The following is a 22,712-nucleotide window of genomic DNA, read 5'->3' as shown; positions in this document are numbered from 1 at the left end:
TTATAAAATGATTTATTTTTAAAACAGAAGAGTAATAAGAGTAGGGGTATAGATGGAAAATAGGTGATGAAAATATACGGATGGAGTACAGTGTATTGTTATTATATCATAAATAGTATTATCCTTCGTTTTATATTCTCTTTAACTCTTTAAAAAATGATTTCCTATAAAATATTGGGGGGGAGATGGTTCTAAGAGATACGTTCAAACTTTTAGTAATAAATTTTCAGTAAAAAAAAGAGAAACCTAGGTTTCTCTTTTTTTATTACGCTGTTTCAAACTCTTCATCTATAGCAACTTCCAGTTTAGCCAGTTCCATCCTACGCACTTCTCTCGGTAAGAAACAACGAATCTCATCTTCATTATAACCAATGACTAAGCGTTTTTCATCTAAGATTAGTGGGCGACGAAGCAAACCTGGAGAGTTTCGAACTAAATCAAATAAATCAGGCAAGGACAGTTCTTCTAAATCAATTTCTAGTTCTTGAAAAGCTTTGGAACGAGTTGAGATAAGATCAGAAGTTCCCTCTTCTGTTAATCGAAGCATATTTTTCATTTCTATATCTGATAGTGGCTCCGAAAAAAGCTGACGTTCCTCAAATTCAATATCATTATCTTGCAACCACGCGCGGGCTTTTCGGCAAGACATACAGCTTGGTGAAACATATAATGTAACCAATGCAATCTCCCCTTTATATAAGATAAATATGAATATAGACTATTTTTACATATTGTTTGTGAAGTAGCAAGAAAAACACTCAACACTCTGTTCCATTACAAAAAGCATATTTTTTAAACATGAAAATATCTTCTTAACCGATCATAAAACGTTTCCATAAAGATTGCGTTGTAGTCGTTACAAAATTCATAACGTAATGCGTTACAGCGTGACGAAAACTCCTTTGTATCCCTATACTGGAAGGAGCAAGTTATTTTTTAAAAAATTGATTACTTAAGGGATGTGAGGTGGTTTTCTTTGCTTCATTCAAAAATATCCGTTATATTCTTAGGATAGTAATTCTAAAGGAAGTGACAACATAAATATGAACGATTTACATACAAATAAGATTCGTCGTGATTACCAGGCGAGCGCTCTCTCTCTTATTCCTTTTCTAATAATGGCTTTAGCAAATATTTTTAAATTAGAATGGCTAAATACTATGGATCAAACAATCGGGACCGCTGCAATCAGAGCTCGTAATGATTTTTTCACTCCTTTCGCACGTTTCTTTACAACTCTAGGTGGAGTTCCTTTTTCTATTCTGTTCTTAGCTATTGTCTGTATGATTTTCTTTTTTATTTTAAAAAGAAAGAATCTAGCTATTTGGTACGGGTTTACAGCTGCTATTGGGGCGGCTGGATTAAATCAACTGGTAAAATATTCCTTTAAAAAGCCTAGGCCGACATTTGAACATTTAGTAATTCAAGGTGGTTATACTTTCCCTAGTGGACATTCTATGGGATCTGTTATTATTTTTGGTGGCTTCCTTTTTTTAGTTCTTCATCTATATAAAGATTTAAAAATGAAACGATTTTGGATCAGTTGCATCTTCCTACTCGTATTATTAATTGGATTAAGTCGCATCTATCTGGGAGTTCATTTCGCTTCAGATGTTATTGGTGGATATTCTCTAGGTGCTTCAACACTATTTGCGTTCATCGGTCTGTATCATACAAGTGAAAATAAAAAATAGCATTAGTTAAACTCAAAAGCCTTGTCGAATGATAGAAATCATTCGACAAGGCTTTTTCAGACTATATTCTTCCTTACTTTCACAATAAATATATAAAACATCCTTATATTTCATAAAAAAACTCCCGAAAAACGAACGTTATAACCACATTGTTTTTGTTTCGTTCGTTTTCCCCTTGTAAAAAAGGTCGTTTTTCTATATAATTCTCTAGAAGAGAAATAACTTTTAAAATTTGATTCATTATATAAAAAGGAGGATTCATACGTGTCATCAAAAAGTATTCCTTACGTAATCGTTGCTCCGGGACTCATTTTACTGATTGTGTTTCTGGTGTTACCTCTACTATCTATTATTTAGTCAACATTTTACGATGGAGCATTTACTCTGACTTCCTATCGTAACTTTTTTATGGATTCTTATAACGTAGGTATTTTATGGCGAACCATTCGTCTTTCTTTATTAGTAACCTTTTTTAGTATTTTATTAGGGCTGCCTACCGCCTACTTTATTGCTAGAAGTAACCGCAAGTATCGCAGTTTAATGATGGGTCTTGTATTATTCCCTTTACTCACTAATTCAGTTGTTCGTAGCTTTGCTTGGATCAACATCTTAGGAACAAACGGTGTTATCAACCGTGTTTTATTATCTACTGGACTGGTTTCAGAACCTATTCGGATGTTATATACCGAGTTCGCTATTACAATTGGTTCCCTTTATTTGTTTCTTCCATTAATGATCACTACCTTAGTAGGAATCATTGAAAACATTGATACAGAAATTATGGGAGCCGCTGAAACATTAGGCGCTAGCCCTTTACGTGCTTTTATGAAAGTTATTTTCCCACTTAGTGTTCCCGGCGTTATTATCGGAAGTATTTTAGTTTTTACCGGCACGTTAACCGCTTATACAACCCCTCAGCTATTGGGTGGAAACCAAAATATGATGATGGCTACATTCCTTTATCAAAATTCAATGACATTAGGAAATTGGAATAATGCAGGAGTTATCGCTTTAATTATGATTGTCACTACATCTCTGGTGATGACCGTATTCAACTGGCTAGCCACTCGTATTGACCGTAGAGGAGGAGATATTCATGCGTAAACAAAAAGGCCTCCTTTTCTTTGTATGCTTCGTTTTTCTTTTCTTATTCTTACCATTGTTAATTGTAGTGATTACTTCTTTTGGTGAGAATCCAAGTATCCAATTTCCAATTCAAGGTTTCACTTTCAAATGGTATGCAAATGTCTTTCAAGTTGCAGGATTTTTAAGCAGCTTCTGGTTGAGTTTAAAAATATCTATGATTGCGACTATATTGGCATTAATAGTCGGAGTACCTGCTGCTTATGCACTTTCTCGTCATGATTTTTTTGGTAGAAAAGGCTTGAAAAGTTTCTTCCTATCTCCGACCATTATTCCTGGTGTTGTAGTGGGCTTTTCTTTGTTTCAGTTCATTGTGATTCGTTTACAATTACCTGTCTTTCAAGGTCTATTGTTAGGTCACTTTATCATCAGTCTGCCGTACATCATCCGAGTCGTCGGTGGTAGTTTAGAACAATTAGACTTTTCTATTGAAGAAGCTGCTTGGACTCTAGGAAGTACAAGAATTATTGCCTTCTTTAAAGTAGTGCTACCAAATATCTCTTCAGGAATTTTTGCCTCCTTCATGTTGGCATTTATTAATTCCTTTAATAATATTCCCGTTTCTCAATTCTTAACGGGTCCTGGTATTACTACGTTACCTACTAGTTTAATGAGTTATATCGAATACAATTACGATCCGACTGTTTCAGCTTTGTCTGTGATGCTGATGCTTGCAACCATTGGCATGATGTTCGCAATAGAAAAAACGTTAGGTCTCGCTTCTATTTCCTAAAAAGAATCTAACAAATGACAGTACCTATTAAAAAGGAGGACGCCATCTCATGGCTTTTGTAAGTTTAGATAATATTCGCGTCAGTTATGATGGAAAGACTGACGTCTTAAAAGATTTACAGCTATCCATTGAAAAAGGAGAACTGGTTTCTCTTTTAGGCCCGTCTGGTTGCGGGAAATCAACTACTCTTCGAACGATAGCAGGGTTAATTGAACCAAATGATGGTACGTTTATCGTAGATAATAAAAATTTAACAAAAGTCCCTGTCCATAAACGTAATTTTGGAATGGTCTTTCAGTCTTATGCTCTCTTCCCTCATTTAAATATTCGGGAGAATGTAGAGTTTGGCTTAAAACTTCGCAAAGAAAATAAAGCAACGATGAAAGAAAAAGTTAATGATATGCTAGAGATTACTGGTTTAAAAGAATTCGCTGATCGCTACCCGAAACAATTATCAGGTGGTCAACGTCAACGTGTTGCTTTAGCACGAGCTTTAGTTATTGAACCAAACTTATTGTTATTGGATGAGCCCCTCAGTAATCTGGATGCAAAATTACGAATCACGATGCGGATTGAAATCAAACGAATTCAGAGAAAATTGGGTATTACAACTATTTTCGTAACCCATGATCAAGAAGAGTGCTTTTCTATCTCTGATAAAGTCGCAGTAATGAATAAAGGAGTCATTGAACAATTTGATACTCCTGAAGAAATCTATCAAAATCCTAAGACAGAATTTGTCGCTCGCTTTATTGGTTTCGAGAACTTTATCGATTTAACAAAAGAAAATGATCATCATTATGTAGCAGAAGACGGCTCCCTTTTCCAAAGTTCCCAAACATCTGATCAAGAACAGGTAAAAGGAACGATTCGACCTGATGATATTCAGATGCTTCCCCCCACGGTTTAGGAGAAAATAAAATTGAGGGAACTGTTCTCATTCGTACGTTTTTAGGGAAGAGCTATCAGTATGAAGTTAGCACCTCTTTAGGCAACTTGTTGGTCAACGATGAAAATGCAAATACCTACCATGCTGGAGACAAAGTAACTTTATTTTTGACACCTGAAAAATTAATTCTTGTTTGATATCTTTAAAAAAATAGCTTCAAAAAGGAGAATGTATTCATCATGAAAAATTGGAAAACAGCTACTCTATCTCTTGCAACCGTTGCGTTATTAGCAGCTTGTGGAAGTACGAATTCAAACGAAGGTTCTGATTCAAGTACAGCAAACAATGATGGGAACTTAGTTGTTTCTACCTTTGCATTAAGCGAAGACATTATTGACCGTGATATTTTTCAACCATTTAAAAAAGATAAAGGAATAGAACTTGTTTATGAAGTAGGTAATTCCGGAGAACGTTTTACAAAACTACAAAATAATCCAAATTCTACTATCGATGTGATTGAGCTTTCCCAAGCCAATGCAGCTACTGGTGTAGAAGAAGGTTTATTTGAAACGTTAGATGAAACAAAAGTACCCAACCTAGCAAACTTAGTAGATGGCGCCATGGATGCAGTAGCAACATCTGGGGCACCTTACACCATGAATAGTATTGGAATTATCTACAATGAGGAAGCTGCTGGCATGGAAATCAATGAATGGTCTGACTTATGGGATCCTTCTTTAGCTGGAAAAATTTCTATTCCTGATATCACTACTACATTTGGTCCTGCTATGCTCCACGTGGCAAGTGACTTTAAAGGTGTGGACATCACTACTGATGATGGTGCTGCAGCATTCGAAGCACTAAATGAATTGAAACCGAACATTACAAAAACATATACAAAATCTTCTGATTTAGCTAATTTATTCCAATCTGGTGAAATAGTTGCTGCTGTAGTTGGTGACTTTGCCTACCCAATCATTTCAGGAGCAAACCCTGACGTAGAGTACTTGGTTCCTGAATCTGGTACCTATGCAAACTTCAACACACTAAACGTCGCAGTGTCTTCTGAGAACAAAGAGTTAGCTTATGAATTTATCAATTGGAAATTAAGTCAAGAACTTCAAACGACAACCGCTGCTTCTTTAAACGAAGCACCAACGAATAAAGATGTAGAGTTAGATGATGAAGTGGCTGAAAACAAAACGTATGGTGATATCGCTCAACGCGCTAAAGCAATTGACTATACTTTCGTAAATACTAATTTAGAACAGTGGATTTCACAATGGAATCAAACTTTAAACCAATAAAAATTTCTGCTGTCTCAACTAGCAGCTTTTGCCGGGACTCCTGTTCCGGCTTTTATTTTTAATTTTGTTAAAAAAAGGAGAATACGATGAAAATTGATTTATTACTAGAAAATGCTTTTGTATTTAATGTTTTTAGAAAAACATTTGAAAAGAAAAACATAGCCATTGCTAATGAGAAATTCTATTACGTGAGCGAAGCAAGCTTGCGTGAGCTCGAGCCCACAGAAATTTTGGATGTGGAAGGAAAGTTTATTGTTCCAGGATTCATTGATATTCATATGCACATTGAAAGTTCTATGATTCCTCCTTCTATTTTTTCAGGAGTAGCTCTTTCCTATGGAATTACTACCGTTGTAGCTGATTCCCATGAAATTGCTAATGTATTCGGACAAGCAGGAATAGAAGCGTTTATGCAAGAAAAAACAGATTTAGATATCTTTTATGCCATTCCTTCATCCGTTCCTTCCACCACACCTGAACTTGAAACAACCGGCGGATTAATTGGTTTAAATGAAGTAGCTTCACTTTTAGAACACCCTAAAGTGATTGCTTTAGGGGAAGCAATGAACTTTAAAGGAATAACAGATGAACCAAATTCTCTTATCCGTCAAATTTTGAAAAAAGTTCAAGAATTAAAGCCGTTAATGCCATTAGAAGGACATATTCCTCGAGTGTCAGGAGAAACACTAGCTAAATTCATGCATGCAGGTCTTACGGCAGATCATACACAACAAACACCGGAATCAATCTTAGAAAAGGTAAGTAGTGGCGTCTTTTTAGAACTACAAAAAAAATCAATTACTCCAGAAAATATTCAAACAGTAGTAGATTACGATTTGTATGAGCACATTGCGATTATTACAGATGATATTATGGCAGACGATTTATTAAAAGGTCATCTCGATGAAAATGTACGTTTAGCAGTAGCATGTGGAATGCCAGTTGAAGAAGCTATTTATACTACAACGTATACTCCTGCTCGTCGGATGGGGTTACAAGATCGAGGCGCAATTGCTTCTGGATTTTTAGCTGATTTCATCATCTTAGATGACTTGGAAACAATAGGGATTGACTCTGTATATAAAAAGGGAAGATGTGTCCATCAACGAGAAGATAAAATCGTTTATCCTCTAACGAAACCAAAATTCCCCGACTATTTTTATGATAGCATCCATTGCAAACCATTAACTAATAAAGATTTAGAAATTCATGTAGATGGAAATCAAGATTCTGTGACTTGTAACGTCATTCAAATCCAAGAAATCGGGACATTTACAGAACATGTTCAACGAGAAATCCCAGTTATAAATGGAATCCTTGATTGGGAAAATAGCGGTCTTTCTTTAATTATGGTCATGGAACGATATGGCAAGAATGGGAATATTGGATATGGTCTAATAGAACATTCTTTGAAAGAAAAAGGAGCCGTTGCAACGACGTGGGCTCATGATCACCATAACTTAATGGTGATGGGAACTTCTATTGAAGATATTCTACTTGCACAACACAAGATCTTAGATTTAAAAGGTGGCTATGTGGTTAGCAAAAATGGTGAACTTTCAGCTAGCTGTCCCCTACCCATAGGCGGTATTTTGAGCGATGAAAATGTCTATACGCTAGGAAATCAATTGAAAAACGTTCGACAAGCGATGGTTGATTTAGGCTATCGAAATACGAATGAAATCATGTCCTTTTCTACCCTTTCTTTACCTGTTTCTCCTCAGCTTAAAATTACCGATTTTGGAATGATGGATGTCCATACACATGCTCTTGTTCCATTGATAGAGGGAAAAGAATGAAGACATTAGTTACGAATATACACGTTTTGACCATGGATGCTGATTTTAATGAGTATTCTTCTGGCTATATTCTTTTTGAAGATCAACTTATTCTGGAAACCGGTTCTATGTTAGATGCACCTCTTGATTTAGATATAACCGTTATAGATGGGGAAGGAGCTATTGCTCTACCCGGAATGGTGAACACACATACACATATTGGGATGATTCCTTTCCGTTCACTAGGTGATGATACCCCTGACCGTCTCACGCGCTTTTTGTTTCCATTAGAAAATGCCTGTATGACCAAAGAGTTAGCTTATCATAGCGGGAAATATGCCATTGCTGAAATGCAATTAGCAGGTATAACTACCTTTCTAGATATGTATTATTTTGAAGATGAACTTGCGAAGGCTACAGATGAAATGGGCTCTCGTGCCATTTTAGGAGAGACAATTTTAGAGAACGCCTGCGATGTGACGGAGCCATTTGGTGGGTTAGCTTATTCAGAAACATTTATTTCGAAGTGGATCGGTCACGAACGAATTACTCCCGCAATTGCACCTCACGCTCCTTATACAAATACAGATTCTTCTTTAAAGGAGGCTTCTCGTATCGCTCGTAAATATGATGTTCCTTTTACGATTCATTTAAGTGAAATGGACTTTGAAATGCGTAAGTATGCAGATGAACACGGTAAAACGCCCGTTGCATACTTAGCTGATTTAGGTGTTTTAGATGAAAAAGTGATTGCTGCTCATGGTATTTTTTTCACGGATGAGGATATTGAAATTCTTAAAAATAACAAAGTTGCAGTTGCTCACTGTATCGGTGCTAATACTAAATCAGCTAAAGGAGTAGCACCCGTTCAAAAAATGCTAGAGGCTGGACTAAGACTGGGCTTAGGAACGGATGGTCCTAGTAGCGGTAACACCTTAGATTTATTTACTCAGATGAGAATGTTTGCTAATTTTCATAAAACAACGCTGAAAGATCGCTCTGCTTTTCCAGCACGCGATATTGTTCGATTAGCAACCATCGGTGGTGCTGAAGCTATTGGTTTAGACCATCAAATTGGATCATTAGAAAAAGGGAAAAAAGCCGATTTTGTGTTAGTAGAAACCGATTCAGTTAATATGTTCCCCATTTTTGATGCCTATTCTGCATTAGTTTATTCAGCAAATTCTGGCAACGTACGAGATGTAATAATTGACGGGAAACAGGTGGTAAAAGAGAAACAATTGACCCAACAGGAATTAACTGTATTACGTACTAATATAAATAATCAAATGACTCATTTTCGAGAAGTTGCTTTAGATTTGAAAAAATATAAAAATGATTCAGATCGTTCTGTTTAAAAGACGCCCTTTAAAGTTCTTTTAAAAAAATGTTCAATAGAGACTTTTCACTAATCATTTGAAATAACATAACAAACGGTGTAAAGTTGATTTAGAAAAATGTGGAGGTCAAAAAAATGAAGAAAAAGTTTATCAACGCTACAATCTACAAACATGACCATGCTTCTGAAATTTTAGTAGAAGATGGAAAATTTGTAGCAATCGGAAATAATGTAGGTGAAGCAGATGAGACAATCGACTTACAGGGACGTTTAGTATTACCTCCTTACGTAGACTCTCATTTACACTTAGACTACTACTTTACTGGTCAAGACGATAAAATTAAAAATGAATCCGGAACTTTATTTGAAGCGATTGATTTGTGGAATGACTATAAAAAAGGAACTACGAAAGAAGAAATGAAAGAACGTATTCGCCGAGCCGTTCATGATGTAGCTTCTTATGGTACACAATTCATTCGAGCACAAACAGATTGTACGGACCCTAACTTAACAGGAATCAAAGCTGCATTGGAGGTACGAGATGAATTAAAAGATAATATCACCATTCAAGTAGTCGCTTTCCCACAAAATGGTATGTATTCTTATAATGAAGAAGGGAAGTCCGGTCGTGACCTAGTTGAAGAAGCCTTACAATTAGGAGCAGATTGTGTGGGTGGTATTCCTCATAATGAATGGAGTTCCGAAGAAGGAAAAGAATCTGTTAAAGAAATCGTTCGTCTTGCTATTAAATATAACAAGTTAATTGATGTACATTGTGACGAGACAGATGATGTCCAATCTCGATTTGTAGAAATACTAAACGCGGAAGTAATGAAACAAGGGTATGGAAAATCAACTACCGCTTCTCATACCTGTTCATTTGGATCTGTAGACGATTCATACGCTTTTCGAATGATGGGTTTATTCCGCAAGTCAGGAATCAATTTTGTTGCCTGTCCAACTGAAAATTTATTCTTACAGGGACGTCAAGATACTTATCCAAAACGACGTGGGTTGACTCGAGTAAAAGAGTTTGTTGATCATGATATTAACGTTGCTTTCGGTCAAGACTCGATCGTTGATTTGTGGTATCCGGCTGGATCGGGAAACTTGATGAATATTTTAGATAACGGATTACATGCAACACAACTCATGCGAGAACAAGACTTCCCTCGTAATTTTGACTTGATTACTTACAACGGAGCAAAATTAATGCAAATAGAAGATCGTTACGGTTTAGATGAAGGAAAACCTGCAAACTTTATTGTCTTAGATGCTCCTAATCCTTTTGAAGCACAACGTCGCCGTGTTGAGTGTTTGGCTTCTATTCGCAACGGAGAGTATCTATTTCATAAAAAATCACCCGCTTATGAAACAGAATTAGATATTAATCGTCAAACAAAATAAGCTGATTGAAGAAAATACCACCTATCAATTAATGATTAGCTACATATGAGTCCGCTAATTACTATCAACCTCTTTATCTAGTTTCCCTATTTCTTTCATTATTTTTCAAGAAATACCAACCGTAATTGATGAAAGAAAAAAAGTATGTGACGTTATTTTTATAAAAGGTTGGTAGCGGGCCGTTTCACAAAATCATTCCACCCTATAATCCTAGATGGTATTTCTTCATCTTTTTTATCTACTTTATAAAATAACTCTATTGAGAATTTTGTATCAATCATTTCAAAAACGGCACTCTACAAGTATTTTCACTTGTGGAGTGCCGTTTTTATTTATCTTTTAATAAAAATAATGTTTTGTATAATAAAATAAATCTCTTCAATATTAAAATGTTTCCTTGAGAATAGGAGAAAGATACGATACGATTGTGAAGAAAAATAATCCAGAAAGAAGGATGAGATATTGAAAAAAGGTCTTTTGATAACAGTAGGATTTCTATCTTTTGGCTTAGGTTCAATTGGAGTAATCCTTCCTATTTTACCAACGACTCCCTTTCTGCTACTCAGCGCCTATTGTTTTGCAAGAGGCTCTAAGCGATTTGATGTTTGGTTAAAGGAAACAACGTTATATAAAATATATGTTGCTGATTATGTAGAGACGGGAACTATTCCTTTCAAACGTAAATGGAAGATAGCAGCGAACATCTATTTGTTAATGGGAATTTCGATTTACTTTGTTCCGATACAAATGGTTAAAATTCTACTGATCATCCTAACGATGTTTATAACCTTTTTCTTGTTTTTTATAATCCCTACTGAGAATGGTAAAAAATGATTATCCTTCATAATAAAGAGTCCCTATTGCTGCGTATGACAATCCCAACTCATACAAATAAAAGGGAAAGATTCAAACACTTATATCAATATTTTTATTCCGTTCCATTGGAATTCTCCTTTTTTATTCTTCATTCAAATTTTACAAGACTTTAATTTTATTTTCCAACCAAGTGTAGCCTATCCATCCTTTTATTTTTTAAGAAGATAGATGCAATGAGTACGTAAGTTTATATCAAAAATATTCGATTCTGATATAAATGAAAAGCCCTCTCTTTTACATCAAAAAGAGGGGGCTTTTCTGTCTCAAAAGATTGCTTTTTTTCTATGACTCGTTCGCCATCGATTTTGATTCGTTTTCTTAATTAATCTTTTATAATTCTTTATCTTTTTTAGACTTATCATAATTAGCATTTTAAAAAAACCAAAAATAAACTATATTTTAATCAAAAGTTTTAGAAACAAACTGACAAACATCTAATGTAAATATCATTACTGATGTTTTAAAAAATTTAAACGCTTACTTAACTAAATATTCATATTGAATATTTAGTTAAGTAAGCGTTTAATGCTGTTATAATTTAATAAATAAAACCAAATAGAAAGAGGGAGTTCAATGAAAAAGAATGAGTTTAAAAAGATTCCAAAGTTACTGTTGATTACTTTTTTATTTTTTTCTATTTTGGGTACTTCTATGGCTAGTGCTTCGGAGTATTCTAGTGTAGATGGAGTAACTACTCTGTCTAATTCTGTAGAAGTTGGGAGAGTAGTTCGTTACAATAAAAAATATTATTGTAGTAGTGTTGCTTCCTGCGTAAAAGGGAAAATATTCTTTCCTCAACATCTTTGGATTACATCTCCATGGGGTCATGCTGGATATATTCCTATTAGAGAATGGTACGAATCATCTACTGAATATGTAGTAACATATGCAGGTTTTATTTACAAAGGGCCATACGTTCCTACTATGATTGATCAAGAAAAATAGTATTTTAAATTCTTAATTTGTTTCGCTTTTTTTATAATGTTTATATCAAATTCGAATGATATAAAAGGTGCTGAAACAACCAATAACGACTTGCAACAAGTAGAAGCCAGTGTCCAATTAGATGTTCAGACACAAAAATGGGTTTATCCGCATAAGGTATGGTTTTCAAATGGATTCTTTGGAGGAAGCATTCCTCTTGAGGTTCGTTACCATGAATCTCCAGAGTATGGACTACTACTGTACCGAGGATGGTTGACTCGTACTAACAGGACAGATGGTCTTGCGTATGTCATATATGAGGGTTACCTATATAAACCTGGTATCAGTCTTCCCATTCCAGCATCAGCACGCATTATTAAGGAGTAAAGTGTAAGGGGGAAACTAAAAAATGAGGAAAACTATTTATTTTATTTTAACAATATTATTTTTATTTGGTTTAGCAGCATGCACCAAGCAAGAAGATCTAACAAACAAATGGGTAAGTATAGCAGAGTCCGGAGGGATGGCTCTGGAATCGAGTAAAGGTGCTTCTCTTCTTTTTGTGCCTGAGGGTATGAAGGGAAAATATGTACAAAAGACTAGTGGTCCTCTTTTAGAAAGACCTTTTCCATTTGAGGAATTAGAAAGAGGAGTGTTTTATCCTACGTATGAGATTACTCGAAAAGGAGATCAATTAACGATAAAAGCGAATGACTTGAGTTATAAATTAACGATTGTAGGAGAACGTATTTTTCGTGATGAAGAAAACGATATAGATTATAGAACCGAGCAGTATTTAATTAACGATGAAAATCCATAAGAATCATGCACATGAAATCCAGTCAAAAAAACATGTATGATCTAAGTAATACATGTTTTTTATATTCATACATGAAATTGCTTAGAATCGTGTATCCTGAATCCTTTCACCAAAGGATTATTTTTTTACTGATCAAACTCAATTTGTGAGTATTTAATCGATTTTATAGAGTGAAAAAATTGAAAACCTCTTTCTTTTGTATTACAATGTACATACAAAAGAAGGAGGTTGATTTTAATGACTACTATATCACTAAGAATTGATTCCCAAGAAGAAAAATTAATTAAAGAATATGCCAAATCTAAAAATATCACCGTATCTGCTTTATTTAGAAACTCTGTTTTAGAAAAGATAGAAGATGATATTGATTTAGGTTTATATCACCAGGCTATGAAGGAGCATAAAGAGAATTCTCAAAGTATTTCCTTTGAAGATATGTTGAAGGAGTTGACTGATTGATATGAGCTCGGGTTATCAAGTAGAGTTTGAAAAAGGAGCTCAAAAAACGTTAAAAAAAATGGATAAACACCAATCTCTTTTAATTATGGGATGGATCAAAAAAAATCTAGTCAATTGTACAGATCCTAGACAGCATGGAAAAGGATTAGTCGCTAATCGTTCAGGAGAATGGCGTTATAGAATTGGAGATTATCGCTTAATAGCGGATATTAACGATGAAACAGTTACTATTTTAATGTTAGAAATTGGGCATAGAAAAGATATTTATCAATGAATGTATGAAGATACTTACAGACGTGTGCCTAGAACCTTGTTAAACTAAGGTTCTTTTTTTGAAATCATAATTAATAGTTCCTAATGCAGGGAGAGAGAAAAACATATAAACAATTAAACTAATCCAACCTATGTAATACTATTAAGATTTCTTTTTAATATACAGCTTTAGTGCTTTTATAGCTAGAATCAAAGTGTATACAGCAAGCAATGATAGGATGAAGACCAATACCATTTGAATTACTGGTAATATAAAAATGATGTCTGAATTCATCAATAGAACCTCCTTATCTTATAATTAAAATACCATATGTAAAACAAGTATTCTAGCTGAGTTTACTCCATTCTTATTGTGACAACTCACCTTCATTCTAGATACACGAAATTGCTTAGAATCATGTATGAAGAAGGAACTTTCACTTGCTATCATATTAAAGTATATCGTACGAAGTAAAAGTTAATCACAATTTTCTTTGCTACCTTTACATAGTCGGCTCCCACAGTAAGGCCTCATTTGCCTCTAAAGATGCTGGGACATCTAGGATACGCTGATTGGAACTGCCTTTAAAAGCAAGGCTTAAATCCATCAAACCTTGCTCAAAACGACCATCTACTAATACATCCAGATAATTTAATAAATCTTTCTTATCTTCACTAGCTAAAAGTAATTCTTCCCACGTATAACCTGTCCAACTCCAAATATCTTTAGTACTCCCAAATTCTTCACGAACCCTTTTACATAAAGAAAGAGCAACTTCTGTATTTAAAAAGGGTTCCCCTCCTAGTAAAGTAAGTCCTTGACAGTATTCAGCACGTAAATCCTCTATGATTTGATCCTCTAGTTCTTTCGTGTAAGGCTTCCCATAGGTAAAAGATTGGGCGACTTTATTATAGCAACCCTTGCAAGCAAAGAGGCAGCCACTAACATACAGACTACAACGGACACCTTCTCCGTCTACAAAATTATACGGTTTATAGTCAGCAATGTAGTTGTGACTATAATCAGCTGATTGCCAATCAATTGGATTCACCACCATCTTACTCAGATCCTTTCATGTGCTTTACACGAGAACTAATTTCTTTATGACGTCCAGAAACCATCGGGCGTTGTTGTGGATTTCCTAAGTAGCCACATGTACGTTTTACTACGTCACATTTGGCAGGATCATGGTTTCCACACTGAGGACATTTAAACCCCTTCTCCGTAGGTATAAAATCTCCTTGAAAATCACATTCGTAACAGTGGTCAATAGGTGTATTCGTTCCTAAATAACCGACTCTATCATAAGCATAATCCCATACTGCTTCCAAGGCTTTTGGATTGGTAACTAATTTAGGATATTCACAATAATGAATGAATCCTCCTGAACAGTATTGCGGATAGTCTTTTTCAAAATCTAATTTTTCAAAGGGAGTAGGATTTTTGCGAACATCATAATGAAAGCTATTTGTATAATAACCTTTATCAGTAATATCAGTGATTGCTCCAAATTTATTCGTATCTAATTGACAAAAACGATCCGTCAGGCTTTCACTTGGTGTAGAGTAAACACTAAAATGATAGCCATATTCATCACTCCACTCATCCGCTGAAGATTTTAATGCTTGGATTATTTCCAAGGTAAAGTTCTTTGCATCGGCGTTCTCTTCCCAATTCCCACCATAAAAAGCTGCTGCAGCTTCATATAGACCGATATAACCAATTGAAACGGTCGCACGTCTCTCTTTAAACGTCTCTTTTACAGAATCTCCTGGAATTAAACGTTTCCCGAAAGCACCATGCTGGTACAAAATAGGAGCATTTTCTGGACTAGCTTCTTCTACACGCTTTGCTTTATAAACAAGGGCTTCCTTCGCAACAGCAACACGCATGCGAAAAATTTCCCAGAATAAATCTTTATCTCCATCTGCTTCCAAAGCAATCCGTGGAATATTAAGCGTTACTACACCCAAGTTCATTCTTCCTGCGTTTACCTCTTGTCCTTCTGCATCTTTCCAACCTTGTAGAAAAGAACGACACCCCATCGGTGCTTTAAAGCTACCTGTTAGACTGACAATTTTGTCATAACTTAATATATCCGGATACATCCGTTTTGTAGAACATTCTAAGGCAAGTTGTTTTACATCGTAGTTCGGGTCACTTGGAGAAAAATTTAGTCCTTTCTTTAAGGTAAAAATTAATTTTGGAAAAATAGCTGTTCGCTTCTCTTTACCTAAACCTTTGATCCGGATTGCTAAAATAGCTTTTTGAATTTCCCGTTCAAACCAACTAGTCCCTAGTCCAAATCCTAAACTAGTAAACGGAGTTTGGCCTTGTGAAGTGTAAAGAGTATTGATCTCGTATTCCAAACTTTGCATGGCATCATAAATATCTTTTTTCGTGCGTTCCATGATATATTCCTCTTGACGTTCTGAACCTTCTATCCATTTATCTGCTTCTGCTTTATGTTTTTGATAATTCAATTCAGCATAAGGAGCCAATACTTCATCAATTCGATCGAAACTACATCCGCCATATTGACTAGAGGCAACGTTCGCAATAATCTGTGCCGTTTGCGCCGCTGCAGTCTGGATGGACCGCGGACTATCCACGTCAGCATTTCCAATTTTAAATCCATTCGTAAACATATTTTCAAAATCAATTAAACAGCAATTGCTAAGTGGGGAATACGGAGTATAGTCCAAATCATGATAATGGATCTCTCCTTTTTCATGAGCGTTCGCAACTTGAAGAGGCAACATTCGCATACCAATGGCCTTTGCTACCGTTCCTGCTGTTAAATCACGCTGTGTGTTAAAAACTTCACTATCCTTGTTAGCGTTCTCATTGACAATGGATTTATCCTTATTCAGTAGTTTTTGAATCATACTGTCCATATCACGATTTTTTTCTCGCATAGCTTCCTTGCGAGCTTGATATTCTTGATACATTCCCCATGCTGAGAAATATCCATGAGCAGTCAGTACTTTTTTCACAATCCTATCCATATCAAAACCAGTTAAAATTCCTTCTACAGGTAGATAATTTTCCTCTTCTGTTTCTGCAGCTAAATACTTCGCTACTTGAATTGCTTCTGCCTCTGGTTTTACACTTTTTAGTGCTTTTGCCAATGCTCTTTGTAGCTTATTTGTTTGATAGGGTTCAAGGTGACCATCTTTTTTTTGAATTTGTAGCCTTGTTGGTAAGTGTCCTTCTTGTGTTGTAATGATTGTCTCTTCTTGTAACATCACTTCATCCTCGCCTTCTTTTTCCTTACAATGTAGGACAGCCTTCTGAGAAGCTGCCCTCTACTTTTTAATTTTAAGAAATTAAAGCCATTTTGAATAATCTTCATTTTCCATCGACTCAACCATTCCTAACAAGTACCCATTTCCTACTTGTGAGAAAAAATCGTGATTCGATGTTCCCGTAGAAATTCCATTCATAATAATCGGATTTACATCATTTGCTGTATCAGGGAAAAGCGGATCAAATCCTAAGTTTTGTAGTGCTTTATTAGCGTTATAACGCAAGAATGTCAGCACATCTTCTGTCCATCCAATATCATCATACAAGTAATGTGTATAATCTGATTCATTTTGAAACAAGGTAAACATCAGCTCATAAACCCAATCTTTTAAAACAGATTGCTCTTCTTCTGGCAATTGGTTATATCCAATTTGAAATTTATATCCGATGTACGTACCATGTACAGATTCATCTCGTAAAATTAATTTAATAATTTCTGCGACATTTGTTAGTTTGCTGTTTCCTAAGTAATACAGAGGTGCATAGAAACCAGAATAAAATAAAAATGATTCTAGAAAGACACTAGCTGCTTTTCGTTGAAGATCAGTACCATTTTGATAGACATCCAAAATCATTTGAGCTTTCTTTTGTAACATTGGATTTTCTGCTGTCCAAGTAAAGATATCGTCAATTTCTTTTTTTGTGTTTAATGTACTAAAAATTGCACTATAGCTTTTAGCGTGCATGGATTCCATGAATTGTATATTGTTGTAAACCGCTTCTTCATGTTGCGTTCGGATGGCTCGTTTTAGTGAGTCTACACCATCTTCAGACTGGAGAGTATCCAGGAGGGTTAGTCCTCCGAATACCTTTGCCATCATATCTTTCTCTGCTGCAGAAAGTTTTGCCCAGTCTTGTAAGTCATTTGAAATAGGAATGCGAGTATCCGTCCAAAATTGCTCTACTAATTTTTCCCAAGTTAATTTATCAACTACATCTTCAATCTGATTCCAGTTAATTGCTTTATATTGTTGTTTTTCCATAGATGACATACTCCTTCTTACTATGACTCTTTCAAAATTTTACTAGATCGTACAACTTTCACATGAATTTGAACCGATTTCTTCTTCATCTTCGGTAAAGGTACGTACATAATAAATAGATTTGACTCCTTTTTTCCATGCGTAATGCCTTAGAATATTCAAATCACGAGTGGTTTGTTTTGTAGTTCGTCCTTCCTTCCAATCGTAAAGACCTTCTGGAATTTCTGAACGGAGGAATAAAGTTAAGCTCATTCCTTGGTCCACATGCTTTTGAGCTGCTGCATACACATCGATTACCTTGCGCATGTCCATGTCATAGGCAGATTGATAATACGGTAAAGTTTCATTTGATAAATAAGGAGCTGGATAATATGTTTTCCCAGTCTTTTTCTCTTGTCTTTCCTCAATCAAACGAGTGATTGGGTGAATACTTGCGGATGTTTCATTTACATAGCTGATAGACCCTGTTGGAGCTACAGCAAGACGATTTTGGTGATACAAGCCATGTTGCTGTATCGACTCTTTCAGCGCTACCCAGTCAGACGCAGTAGGTACTTCAATCGATTGGAATAAAGCTTCTACTTCTGGATGCTCAAATCTTAATTCGTTTTCTATATACCCATCAAAGTATGATCCATTTGCATAGTCAGACTCTTCAAAACGGTAGAACGTTTCTTTTCGTTCTTTGGCCATTTGATTGCTTGCTTGAAGTGTATAATAATTCAAAAGCATAAAGTATTTATCTGTAAATTCAATTGATTCAGGAGATCCGTACTGCATTTCTTGAAGAGCAAGGAACGTATGTAAACCCATAGCACCCAACCCAATAGTATGATATTGATCATTACCGTTGCGAATGGTTGGAACGGCATCGATACTAGACTGATCGGTTACAAATGTCAGAGCTCGTACCATTGTATCGATAGATTTTCCAAAGTCTATTGATTGCATCAATTGAACAATATTTGTAGAGCCAAGATTACAGCTAATATCGGTTCCCAATATTTCATATGTTTGATCATCTTTTATAACAGAGGGTTCTTGGATTTGTAGAATCTCACTACATAAATTACTCATCGTGATAGTTCCATCTATTGGATTCTCACGATTCGCTGTATCAATATTAATAATATACGGATAACCTGATTCTTGTTGCAACTTAGAAATTTCATTTTCTATTTCACGAGCATTTACTTTTGTTTTACGGATTTCATCATTATTAATCATAGAATCATATTCTTTACTTATATCTACATATGCAAATGGTTTACCATAAATCCGTTCCACATCGTATGGACTAAACAAGTACATATCTTTATTCTCTGCAGCTAATTCATAAAATTTATCTGGAACAACTAGACCTAGAGAAAGTGTTTTTACACGAACTTTTTCATCTGCATTTTCTTTCTTAGTAGATAAGAAGGATAAAACATCTAGATGGAAAACATTTAAGTAGACCGCTCCAGCACCGTTCCGTTGACCTAGTTGGTTGGAGTAACTGAAACTATCTTCCAATAACTTCATTACAGGTAACACTCCACTAGAGGCGTTCTCAATTTTTTTAATTGGGTCACCTGCAGCACGTAAATTACTAAGATTTACACCTACTCCTCCCCCGATACGAGATAGTTGCAACGCACTATTAATGGTACGTCCAATGCTATTCATATCATCCGTTGCTTGTATCAAGAAGCAAGAAACGAATTCTCCTCTTCTCTTACGTCCGGCATTTAAAAAAGTTGGAGTAGCTGGTTGGTAACGTTGGTGAATCATTTCATCTGCTATATTCCAAGCTAATTTTTGGTCACCATTTGCTAGGTAAAGAGCATTGAATAATATTCTTTCTTCATAGTTTTCTAAATAATATTCTCCATCATTAGTGCGCATAGCGTACTGCGTGTAAAATTTATATGCTCCCATAAAAGATCGGAAACGAAATTTTTCATTTTTTAAAAAATTTGCCAAATCATTTATGAATGTTCTAGGATATTTAGCTACAAACTCTTCTTCAATAAAATTTTCTGCAATCAAATAGTCCAATTTTTCATCTAAAGAATCAAATAAAACAGTATGAGGAATCACATGTTCTTTGAAGAAAGCTTTCACAGCTTCCTTATCTTTATGTAAAGGAATTGTTTGATTAACAGGACGATTTACTTCATTATTTAGTTTAAAATAAGTAATTTCATTAGGTTGTGTTTTAGGAAGTGTAATTGTCAATTTGATCGACCGCTTTCTTTATTAAGTTAACGTCTTCTTCATTTCCTTGGAATTCAAATGAATGTAAGAAGGGAACGTTGTAGTCATGAGCCAAATCTTTGGCTGTAAAAACAAAAAGTTTACCGAAATTTAGATTTCCTCCACCCGCTACACCTTTCAAAAAGTGCTGATTATTAGCGGTTTCTATGAAGTCATTCAAAATCTCGGTAACTTCTTTATCATAGGTAGGTGTCACAATGATATAAGGCTCCTCTACTACCTGAAACGGGTTGGCAGCAGAAAGTTCGAGTGAATCCATATTCAGCTTTTTAACAAATTTACGCGTTTGACCCGTTAAGCTAATAAAAACGATTTTCATGCCAATTGATCCAACAAATCGGGACGGAAGCCATTAAATGCTGCCATACCTTCTGCAAGGATTACAGGTAGAGACTGAAATCCTAATTTTCGAACTTCTTCTAAAGCTTCTTCAGATTCCATAATATCCTTTACTTCATAGACTAAACCTTTTTGATCTAAATATTTTTTAGTAAAGTTACATTGCATGCATGCCGGTTTTGAATAGACTGTAATCATTTGTTCTGCCATATCAATTCTCCTTTTTTCTGTCTGTTTGTTTTATAGTCCTATTTTACAAGAGAAATATATATAAGCAACTAAAAACACCATATATGTGCCTGGAAATATAAATAACACTATATGTTGTGTTCAGTTGGATTGGACCACATCCCACTTTTAAATCAAAGTTTGTAATATATTGTCAACTTTAATTCGTTTCGATGGTAGTTGTCTCTTCTTTTTTTGTATGGCATAATGATGAGGTGTATTTTTTTAGAGAGATTCTAAAGGGGGGCAATTATGCTCAAGCGTTTTTTTTATTACTATAAACCATATAAAAAATTATTCATGTTGGACTTTACTTGTGCCGTTATTGCCGCAGTTTTAGAATTAGCCTTTCCTGTAGCTGTTAAAGAAGTAATTGATACGATTTTACCTGTTGGTAATTGGAATTTAATTATTTTTGCATCCATAGCACTTTTTTCTTTGTATGCATTAAACACTGTTTTTCAATTTATCGTAACCTATTTTGGACACATGTTAGGCGTAAACATTGAAACCGATATGCGTCAGGAATTATTTACACATATGCAAAAACAACCTTTTAGTTATTACGATAACAATAAAACTGGAAAATTAATGACTCGGTTGACTACAGATTTATTTGAAATCTCTGAAGTAGCTCATCATGGTCCTGAAGATATTTTCATTACCATTATTACCTTACTAGGTGCTTTTGCTTTAATGACAACCGTACATGTGAAATTAGCAATCGCAACTGTCTGTATGGTTCCATTTATTATATTTGCTATTTCTTTCTTCAATAAAAGAATGACGAAAGTAAATACTAAAATATTTGAAAGCTTAGGAGAATTCAATGCTGGAATTGAAGCATCTGTTAGTGGGATCCGTGTTGTTCAAGCTTTTGCAAATGAAGAACATGAAGCGGAACGTTTTAAAAATTTAAACCAATTCTACCGAAAATCGAAGCTATTATTTTATAAGATGATGGGGTTTAGCTCTTCTTACAATTACTTTATGATTCGTTTAATGAATTTATTTGCACTTTTCTTTGGTTCGTACTATACAATCCGCGGAGAATTAACCAATGGAGATTTTGTTGGTTTTATTCTATTAGTAAATATTTTTGTACGGCCGATTGAAAAAGTGAATAATATGATTGAAATGTATCCAAAGGGAATTGCTGGTTTCCGACGTTTTACTGAAGAAATGGATCGTACCCCTTCTATCCAAAATAAAGCCAATGCAAGACATGTACAAGATCTAAAAGGGGATATTGAATATAAGGATGTCTCTTTCTGGTATGAAGAGTCTGAGCCAGTCTTAGATGGGATCAATCTATCTGTCCATGCTGGAGAAACGATTGCCTTTGTTGGCCCAAGTGGCGCGGGAAAAACAACTCTTTGTAATCTATTACCTCGTTTTTATGAAATCAAAAGTGGTCAAATTACTATTGATGGTATGGATATTCAAGATATGAAATTGGAATCTCTACGAAATGAAATTGGAGTAGTCCAACAAGATGTTTACTTGTTCCCAGGAACTATTCGAGAAAACATTTTGTATGGAAGATTAGATGCTACAGAAGAAGAGGTAGTCGCCGCTGCAAAAATGGCTAATTTGGATCACGTTATTTCAGCAATGCCTAAAGGGTTTGATACGATCATCGGAGAACGTGGAGTTAAATTGTCTGGAGGACAAAAGCAACGTTTGTCTATTGCCCGTATGTTCTTAAAAAATCCTCCCATTCTAATTTTAGATGAAGCTACATCTGCATTAGATACTGAAACAGAACAAGTTATTCAAGAGTCCCTACACACGTTAGCTGCTGGTAGAACGACATTCATCATTGCGCACCGTCTCGCTACTATCAAACATGCAACCCGTATTGTTGTTGTCGATGAGAACGGCGTTTCAGAACAAGGAACACATACTGAATTAATGAAAAATGAAGGTACCTATAAACGACTCTATGAAGCCCAGTTCTTACAATAATCAA

The 22,712-nt window shown here is 35.1% G+C and carries 21 protein-coding genes and 2 pseudogenes; 15 read left to right on the top strand and 8 right to left on the bottom strand.

Annotated elements, in window-relative coordinates; all coding sequences use genetic code 11:
• Positions 1 to 265: 265 nt before the first annotated feature.
• On the bottom strand, positions 266 to 679 hold the full coding sequence (gene spx, locus LZ578_RS01345; RefSeq protein WP_235145577.1) for a transcriptional regulator Spx: 414 nt from the start codon (positions 677 to 679) through the stop codon (positions 266 to 268).
• A gap of 364 nt (positions 680 to 1,043) precedes the next feature.
• Between spx and LZ578_RS01340 the strand changes: the two genes are divergently transcribed.
• The 14 genes and pseudogenes from LZ578_RS01340 (at position 1,044) to LZ578_RS01275 (ending at position 13,643) form a co-directional block, all read left to right on the top strand.
• Positions 1,044 to 1,694, top strand: coding sequence for a phosphatase PAP2 family protein (locus LZ578_RS01340; protein ID WP_235145576.1), 651 nt, complete (start codon positions 1,044 to 1,046; stop codon positions 1,692 to 1,694).
• Between the two features lie 264 nt (positions 1,695 to 1,958).
• Positions 1,959 to 2,798, top strand: a pseudogene (locus tag LZ578_RS01335) (ABC transporter permease).
• Positions 2,791 to 3,570 (top strand): ABC transporter permease, encoded by a 780-nt coding sequence (locus LZ578_RS01330; RefSeq protein WP_235145575.1) that lies wholly within the window; start codon positions 2,791 to 2,793, stop codon positions 3,568 to 3,570. The pseudogene LZ578_RS01335 and the gene LZ578_RS01330 overlap by 8 nt, the downstream one beginning before the upstream one ends.
• Positions 3,571 to 3,619: 49 nt before the next feature.
• Positions 3,620 to 4,656: pseudogene (locus LZ578_RS01325) on the top strand (ABC transporter ATP-binding protein).
• A gap of 42 nt (positions 4,657 to 4,698) precedes the next feature.
• Positions 4,699 to 5,766, top strand: coding sequence for a PotD/PotF family extracellular solute-binding protein (locus tag LZ578_RS01320; RefSeq protein WP_235145574.1), 1,068 nt, complete (start codon positions 4,699 to 4,701; stop codon positions 5,764 to 5,766).
• 86 nt (positions 5,767 to 5,852) lie between these two features.
• The gene (locus LZ578_RS01315; protein WP_235145573.1) at positions 5,853 to 7,565 is read left to right on the top strand and encodes an adenine deaminase C-terminal domain-containing protein; all 1,713 of its coding nucleotides are present in this window, start codon (positions 5,853 to 5,855) and stop codon (positions 7,563 to 7,565) included.
• Positions 7,562 to 8,902 (top strand): amidohydrolase, encoded by a 1,341-nt coding sequence (locus LZ578_RS01310; RefSeq protein ID WP_235145572.1) that lies wholly within the window; start codon positions 7,562 to 7,564, stop codon positions 8,900 to 8,902. Before LZ578_RS01315 ends, LZ578_RS01310 begins: the two co-directional genes overlap by 4 nt.
• A gap of 116 nt (positions 8,903 to 9,018) precedes the next feature.
• Complete coding sequence (locus LZ578_RS01305; protein WP_235145571.1) at positions 9,019 to 10,290, top strand: amidohydrolase family protein; 1,272 nt, start codon at positions 9,019 to 9,021, stop codon at positions 10,288 to 10,290.
• Positions 10,291 to 10,752: 462 nt separating this feature from the next.
• Positions 10,753 to 11,124, top strand: coding sequence for a YbaN family protein (locus LZ578_RS01300; RefSeq protein ID WP_235145570.1), 372 nt, complete (start codon positions 10,753 to 10,755; stop codon positions 11,122 to 11,124).
• A 615-nt stretch (positions 11,125 to 11,739) separates the two neighbouring features.
• Positions 11,740 to 12,111, top strand: coding sequence for a hypothetical protein (locus LZ578_RS01295; protein WP_235145569.1), 372 nt, complete (start codon positions 11,740 to 11,742; stop codon positions 12,109 to 12,111).
• 36 nt (positions 12,112 to 12,147) lie between these two features.
• Positions 12,148 to 12,477 (top strand): hypothetical protein, encoded by a 330-nt coding sequence (locus LZ578_RS01290; protein WP_235145568.1) that lies wholly within the window; start codon positions 12,148 to 12,150, stop codon positions 12,475 to 12,477.
• Between the two features lie 22 nt (positions 12,478 to 12,499).
• Positions 12,500 to 12,910 carry a hypothetical protein gene (locus LZ578_RS01285; protein WP_235145567.1) on the top strand — a complete coding sequence of 137 codons (411 nt, stop codon included), beginning with the start codon at positions 12,500 to 12,502 and terminating at the stop codon, positions 12,908 to 12,910.
• Between the two features lie 237 nt (positions 12,911 to 13,147).
• Positions 13,148 to 13,369, top strand: a complete 222-nt coding sequence (gene relB, locus LZ578_RS01280; RefSeq protein WP_235145566.1) for a type II toxin-antitoxin system RelB family antitoxin — start codon at positions 13,148 to 13,150, stop codon at positions 13,367 to 13,369.
• A 1-nt stretch (position 13,370) separates the two neighbouring features.
• Complete coding sequence (locus LZ578_RS01275; RefSeq protein ID WP_235145565.1) at positions 13,371 to 13,643, top strand: type II toxin-antitoxin system RelE/ParE family toxin; 273 nt, start codon at positions 13,371 to 13,373, stop codon at positions 13,641 to 13,643.
• A gap of 141 nt (positions 13,644 to 13,784) precedes the next feature.
• Here LZ578_RS01275 and LZ578_RS12385 read toward each other — a convergent pair whose 3' ends face one another.
• From LZ578_RS12385 to nrdH, 7 genes are all read right to left on the bottom strand, one after another.
• The gene (locus LZ578_RS12385) at positions 13,785 to 13,916 is read right to left on the bottom strand and encodes a hypothetical protein (protein WP_255763901.1); all 132 of its coding nucleotides are present in this window, start codon (positions 13,914 to 13,916) and stop codon (positions 13,785 to 13,787) included.
• Positions 13,917 to 14,124: 208 nt separating this feature from the next.
• Positions 14,125 to 14,679: an anaerobic ribonucleoside-triphosphate reductase activating protein gene (gene nrdG, locus LZ578_RS01270; RefSeq protein ID WP_235145564.1), complete on the bottom strand. Its 555-nt coding sequence runs from the start codon at positions 14,677 to 14,679 to the stop codon at positions 14,125 to 14,127.
• Position 14,680: 1 nt separating this feature from the next.
• A complete protein-coding gene (nrdD, locus tag LZ578_RS01265; RefSeq protein ID WP_235145563.1) occupies positions 14,681 to 16,870 on the bottom strand; it encodes an anaerobic ribonucleoside-triphosphate reductase in 2,190 nt (729 codons plus the stop codon).
• Between the two features lie 81 nt (positions 16,871 to 16,951).
• Positions 16,952 to 17,914 (bottom strand): class 1b ribonucleoside-diphosphate reductase subunit beta, encoded by a 963-nt coding sequence (gene nrdF / locus LZ578_RS01260; RefSeq protein ID WP_235145562.1) that lies wholly within the window; start codon positions 17,912 to 17,914, stop codon positions 16,952 to 16,954.
• 42 nt (positions 17,915 to 17,956) lie between these two features.
• The gene (gene nrdE / locus LZ578_RS01255; RefSeq protein ID WP_235146373.1) at positions 17,957 to 20,128 is read right to left on the bottom strand and encodes a class 1b ribonucleoside-diphosphate reductase subunit alpha; all 2,172 of its coding nucleotides are present in this window, start codon (positions 20,126 to 20,128) and stop codon (positions 17,957 to 17,959) included.
• Positions 20,115 to 20,492 carry a class Ib ribonucleoside-diphosphate reductase assembly flavoprotein NrdI gene (gene nrdI, locus LZ578_RS01250; protein ID WP_235145561.1) on the bottom strand — a complete coding sequence of 126 codons (378 nt, stop codon included), beginning with the start codon at positions 20,490 to 20,492 and terminating at the stop codon, positions 20,115 to 20,117. The genes nrdE and nrdI overlap by 14 nt, the downstream gene beginning before the upstream one ends.
• Complete coding sequence (gene nrdH, locus LZ578_RS01245) at positions 20,489 to 20,722, bottom strand: glutaredoxin-like protein NrdH (RefSeq protein ID WP_235145560.1); 234 nt, start codon at positions 20,720 to 20,722, stop codon at positions 20,489 to 20,491. The genes nrdI and nrdH overlap by 4 nt, the downstream gene beginning before the upstream one ends.
• A 270-nt stretch (positions 20,723 to 20,992) precedes the next feature.
• Here nrdH and LZ578_RS01240 point away from each other — a divergent pair, with 270 nt between their 5' ends.
• Positions 20,993 to 22,708, top strand: a complete 1,716-nt coding sequence (locus tag LZ578_RS01240; RefSeq protein ID WP_235145559.1) for an ABC transporter ATP-binding protein — start codon at positions 20,993 to 20,995, stop codon at positions 22,706 to 22,708.
• Positions 22,709 to 22,712: the final 4 nt, after the last annotated feature.

The sequence above is a fragment of the Jeotgalibaca sp. MA1X17-3 genome, from assembly GCF_021513155.1.
GTDB lineage: Bacteria > Bacillota > Bacilli > Lactobacillales > Aerococcaceae > Jeotgalibaca.
Note: the sequence above shows the minus strand (reverse complement) of the source record. Positions and strands in the feature narration are given on the sequence as shown.